At 72.9% G+C, this 4,928-nt stretch carries 5 protein-coding genes; 3 read left to right on the top strand and 2 right to left on the bottom strand.

Going from position 1 to position 4,928, the window contains the following annotated elements; genetic code table 11:
* The first annotated feature begins 110 nt into the window (after positions 1 to 110).
* A complete protein-coding gene (locus tag AB0M39_RS41330) occupies positions 111 to 677 on the top strand; it encodes a PadR family transcriptional regulator (protein ID WP_365374173.1) in 567 nt (188 codons plus the stop codon).
* Between the two features lie 72 nt (positions 678 to 749).
* Positions 750 to 2,474, top strand: coding sequence for an acyl-CoA dehydrogenase family protein (locus AB0M39_RS41325; protein ID WP_365374170.1), 1,725 nt, complete (start codon positions 750 to 752; stop codon positions 2,472 to 2,474).
* Between the two features lie 64 nt (positions 2,475 to 2,538).
* Here the strand turns inward: AB0M39_RS41325 and AB0M39_RS41320 are convergent, their stop codons facing one another.
* Both AB0M39_RS41320 and AB0M39_RS41315 read right to left on the bottom strand, forming a co-directional pair.
* Positions 2,539 to 3,645 (bottom strand): HAMP domain-containing sensor histidine kinase, encoded by a 1,107-nt coding sequence (locus tag AB0M39_RS41320; protein ID WP_365374168.1) that lies wholly within the window; start codon positions 3,643 to 3,645, stop codon positions 2,539 to 2,541.
* A gap of 4 nt (positions 3,646 to 3,649) precedes the next feature.
* A complete protein-coding gene (locus AB0M39_RS41315) occupies positions 3,650 to 4,381 on the bottom strand; it encodes a response regulator transcription factor (protein WP_365374166.1) in 732 nt (243 codons plus the stop codon).
* Between the two features lie 111 nt (positions 4,382 to 4,492).
* Between AB0M39_RS41315 and AB0M39_RS41310 the strand changes: the two genes are divergently transcribed.
* A partial coding sequence (locus AB0M39_RS41310) for a VOC family protein (protein WP_365374163.1) occupies positions 4,493 to 4,928 on the top strand: 436 nt, incomplete at its 3' end.

Genomic DNA, 4,928 nt, shown 5'->3' with positions numbered 1-4,928 from the left:
CGACTCCAGCCGGATCATGCGCCGCAGCTGGACCCGGGAGAGTCCGATCGCGCGCAGCAGCCCGATCTCCCGGGTCCGCTCCACGACCGACAGCGGAAGGATCTGGGGCCATGGCGCTCGAGCACGCAATCCTGGTGTCTCTGCTGGAGAAGCCGGGCTCCGGCTATGAGCTGGCCCGGCGGTTCGAGCGGTCCATCGGCTACTTCTGGACCGCCACCCACCAGCAGATCTACCGCGTCCTCAAGCGCATGGAGGGCGATCGCTGGCTCGACGTCCGCGAGGTGGCGCAGCAGTCCCGGCCGGACAAGAGGGAGTACTCCGTCGCCGCCCTGGGCCGGACCGCCCTCTCCCAGTGGCTGCACGAGCCGATCGAGCCGGAGAGCGTACGGCACGACCTCGCCGTGAAGATCCGCGGCGCGGCCTTCGACGACCCGGCCGCGCTGATCCTCGAGGTCGAGCGGCACCGCAAGGCGCACACCGACCGGCTCACGCACTATCTCGCCGGAGAGCTGCGCGACTTCACCGGCCCCGACGCCCCGGGGCCGCCCGACGCCGGAGCGGAGCTCCAGCACGTCGTGCTGCGCGGCGGCATCGCGTACGAGCGGATGACCGTCGCCTGGCTCGACGACGTGCTCGCCACCCTGCACCGGCTCGGCGCGCCCGGCCCCCGCACCTGAACCCCCCGGTCGCCCTCCTCCGAGCCGGCGACCGGCACCGACCATCCCTCGACCTCCCGGAAGGCGAAACCCATGGCCGACCCTCTGCTGTTCAACCCGCGCACCTACGACCCGGCGCACTTCGACCCGGAGACCCGCAGGCTGCTGCGCGCCACCGTCGACTGGTTCGAGGCCCGCGGCAAGCGCCGGCTGATCGAGGACTACCGCTCCCGCGCCTGGCTGGCGGACTTCCTGGCGTTCTCGGCGAAGGAGGGGCTGTTCGCCGCCTTCCTCACCCCGGCCTCGGCCGCCGCGCCCGGCCGGCAGGACCAGCGGTGGGACACCGCGCGGATCGCCGCCCTGAACGAGATCTTCGGGTTCTACGGCCTCGACTACTGGTACGCCTGGCAGGTGACCATCCTCGGCCTCGGCCCGGTCTGGCAGAGCGACAACGCCGCCGCCCGCGAGCGCGCCGCGGAACTCCTCGCCCAGGGCGAGGTGTTCGCCTTCGGCCTCTCCGAGAAGACCCACGGCGCCGACATCTACTCCACCGACATGCTGCTGGAGCCGGACGGCGCCGGCGGCTTCAAGGCGACCGGCTCCAAGTACTACATCGGCAACGGCAACGCCGCCGGACTCGTCTCCGTCTTCGGCCGCCGCACCGACGTGGAGGGCCCCGACGGCTATGTCTTCTTCGCCGCCGACAGCCGCCACCCCTCGTACCACCTGGTGAAGAACGTCGTCGACTCCTCGAAGTATGTGAGCGAGTTCCGTCTGGAGGACTACCCGGTCGGCCCCGACGACGTCCTGCACACCGGCCGCGCCGCCTTCGACGCCGCCCTCAACACCGTCAACGTCGGCAAGTTCAACCTGTGCACCGCCTCGATCGGCATCTGCGAGCACGCGATGTACGAGGCCGTCACCCACGCGCACAACCGGATCCTCTACGGCCGTCCCGTCACCGCCTTCCCGCACGTGCGGCGCGAGCTGAGCGACGCGTACGTCCGGCTCGTCGGCATGAAGCTGTTCAGCGACCGCGCCGTCGACTACTTCCGCTCCGCCGGCCCCGACGACCGCCGCTACCTCCTGTTCAACCCGATGACGAAGATGAAGGTGACCACGGAGGGCGAGAAGGTCATCGACCTGATGTGGGACGTCATCGCGGCCAAGGGCTTCGAGAAGGACACCTACTTCGCGCAGGCCGCCACCGAGATCCGGGGGCTGCCCAAGCTCGAGGGCACGGTCCACGTCAACCTCGCGCTGATCCTGAAGTTCATGGGCAACCATCTGCTGAACCCGGCCGAGTACGCGCCGGTGCCGACCCGGCTGGACGCGGCCGACGACGACTTCCTCTTCCGCCAGGGCCCGGCCCGCGGTCTGGGCGCCATCCGCTTCCACGACTGGCGCGCCGCCTACGACGCGTACGCCCACACGCCCAACGTGGCGCGGCTGCGCGAGCAGGCCGACGCCCTGTGCGAGTTCGTCGCCACGGCCGCGCCCGACGAGGCGCAGAGCCGCGATCTGGACCTCCTCCTCGCCGTCGGCCAGCTGTTCGCGCTGGTGGTGCACGGGCAGCTGATCCTGGAGCAGGCCGCCCTGACGGGCCTGGACGAGGACGTGCTCGACGAGCTGTTCTCGGTCCTGGTGCGCGACTTCTCCGCGCACGCCGTCGAGCTGCACGGCAAGGACTCCGCCACGGCCCAGCAGCAGGAGTGGGCGCTCGGCGCGGTCCGCCGTCCCGTCGTCGACGAGGCCCGCTCCGCCCGCGTCTGGGAGCGGGTGGCGGCGCTGTCCGGCACATACGAGATGGCGCCGTAGCGCCGATGCGGCCGCGGGGCCCCAGGCAGCGCGCCCGGGGCCCCGCGGCTTCGCCCTGCTGGGCCTAGGCGGCGGGCAGGGTCACCTCGAAGCGGCAGCCGCCGCGCACATTGCGCACGGCGGCGTGGCCGGCGTGCGCCTCGACGATGCCGCGCACGATCGCGAGCCCGAGGCCCGCGCCGGCCGGCGGCGTACGGGCCTGGCTGCCGCGCCAGCCCGTGTCGAAGACCCGCGGGAGGTCCTCCTCGGGGATGCCGCCGCAGCCGTCGGTGACGGACAGGACCACCCACTCCTCGCGGCGCTCGGCGGCGACCGCGACCGTGCCGTCCGCGGGGGTCCGGCGGATGGCGTTGACCAGGAGGTTCGCGAGGACGCGGGTCATCTCCTTGCCGTCGACCTCCACCGGCAGCGCCTCGACGGCGTCCCCGACCAGCCGTACGCCGTGCTCGCGCGCGAGCGGGTCCGCGCCCGCGAGCGCCTCGCCCACCAGGTCGTACACGGACATCCGGGCGGGGGTCAGGGCGAGCGCGCCCGCGTGGATGCGGGAGAGCTCGAAGAGGTCGCCGACCATGGAGTTCATCCGGTCGACCTCGGTGCGGATCTGCCGGAAGTAGCGCTCCGGGTCCTTGACGACGCCGTCCTCCAGCGCCTCGGACATGGCCCGCAGCCCGGCGAGCGGGGTGCGCAGATCGTGCGAGATCCAGGCGACGAGCTCCCTGCGCGAGGTCTCCAGGGCGCGCTCGCGCTCCCGGGAGGCGGCGAGCCGGTCGCTGGTGGCGGCCAGCTCGCGGCTGAGCGCGGCGAGCTCGGCGGTGGACTCGCCGCCGGGGGCGTCGAAGGCGCCGCCGTCGCCGAACGACCGTGCCGCGAGGGCCAGTTCGCGGCTGCGGGCGACGACCCAGCGGCCCAGCAGCAGGGCGGTGGCGAGCGAGACGACCGCCGCCATCGCGACCACGGTGGTGACGACGGTGAGGTCGTGCGCGGACAGGAACATCGCCTCGGCGACGGCGAGCGTGCCGGACAGCATCGCGACGACGGTCACAGCGGCGACGACGGTGAGGGAGACCGCGACGGAGCGGTGGCGCAGCACCCGCAGGACGACCGCGCCGACGAGCCCGGCCGCGGCGGCGCCGAGGAAGGCGAGCAGGGCGATGACCGCCATGTCCTTCATGAGATCAGCTCCCGTCGCCGTCGTGGACGGGCGCGGCGCCGTTCGACGGGACGTCGAAGCGGTACCCCACGCCCCACACCGTCTGGATCAGCCGCGGCCTGGCCGGATCGCTCTCGATCTTGGCGCGCAGGCGGCGCACGTGGACCGTGACCGTGGACAGGTCGCCGAACTCCCAGCCCCACACCTCCTGCATCAGCCGCTCCCGGCCGATCGCCTCCCCCGGGTGCCGCATCAGATGCGCCAGCAGGTCGAACTCCCGCAGCGTCAGGCCGAGTTCTTGCCCGTCCTTGACCGCTCGGCGGGCCGCCGGGTCGAGGGCGATGCCCGCGGCCTCCAGCCGGGGGCCGCTCCTCGGCTGCGCGGGCGAGGCGCCGCCCCGGCGCAGCACGGACTCGACGCGCAGCACCAGCTCCCGCGGGCTGAACGGCTTGGTCACATAGTCGTCCGCGCCCCGCTCCAGGCCCAGGATCCGGTCGTCCTCGTCGCCGCGCGCCGTCAGCATGATCACGGGCACGGGGGCGGGGTCGTCGGCCCGGAGTCTGCGGCAGACCTCCAGCCCGTCCATGCCGGGCAGCATGAGGTCGAGGACGACCAGGTCGGGCTTCCGTTCGGCGGCGAGGCGGAGGGCCTGGAGGCCGTCGGCGGCCCGGTCCACGGCGAAGCCCGCGCGCTCCAGATAGCCGGTGACGACTTCGGCGACCGTCGGATCGTCGTCGACGACCAGAATGCTGTGCATACCGCCAGTGTCCTCGCCCGGGGCGCTCGCCGCGGCGCCCGGGGGCCTTACGAACCCATGACGTCCGATTCGTTCAAGACCGCCGGGCGCGGCCCCGCCTAGCGTGAGGCCATGACTCCACGACTCGACGCCATCGGCCTCGTCGTCTCCGACATGGCCGCCTCTCTCGCCTTCTACCGCCGTCTCGGCCTTCAGCTGCCCGCCGAGGCCGACGCCGCGCCCCACGCGGAGGCGACGCTGCCCAGCGGGCTGCGGGTGCTCTGGGACACGGAGGAGACGATCCGCTCCTTCGACCCGCAGTGGACCCGCCCCGCCGGCGGCGAACGCCTCGGGCTCGCCTTCGTCTGCGACAGCCCCGCCGAGGTCGACTCGGTCTACGACGAGCTGGTCGAGGCCGGGTACCGCGGCCATCTGAAGCCCTGGGACGCCTTCTGGGGGCAGCGCTACGCGGTGCAGACGCAGAGTCAGACGAAGGCCGGCGGACAGTCGGTGTCCACCATCGACTGCCCCGAAGTCGCCAACGGTCTGCCCAATGTGCCTCAGCAGG

It is taken from the genome of Streptomyces sp. NPDC051907 (assembly GCF_040681075.1).
Lineage (GTDB): Bacteria > Actinomycetota > Actinomycetes > Streptomycetales > Streptomycetaceae > Streptomyces.
Note: the sequence above shows the minus strand (reverse complement) of the source record. Positions and strands in the feature narration are given on the sequence as shown.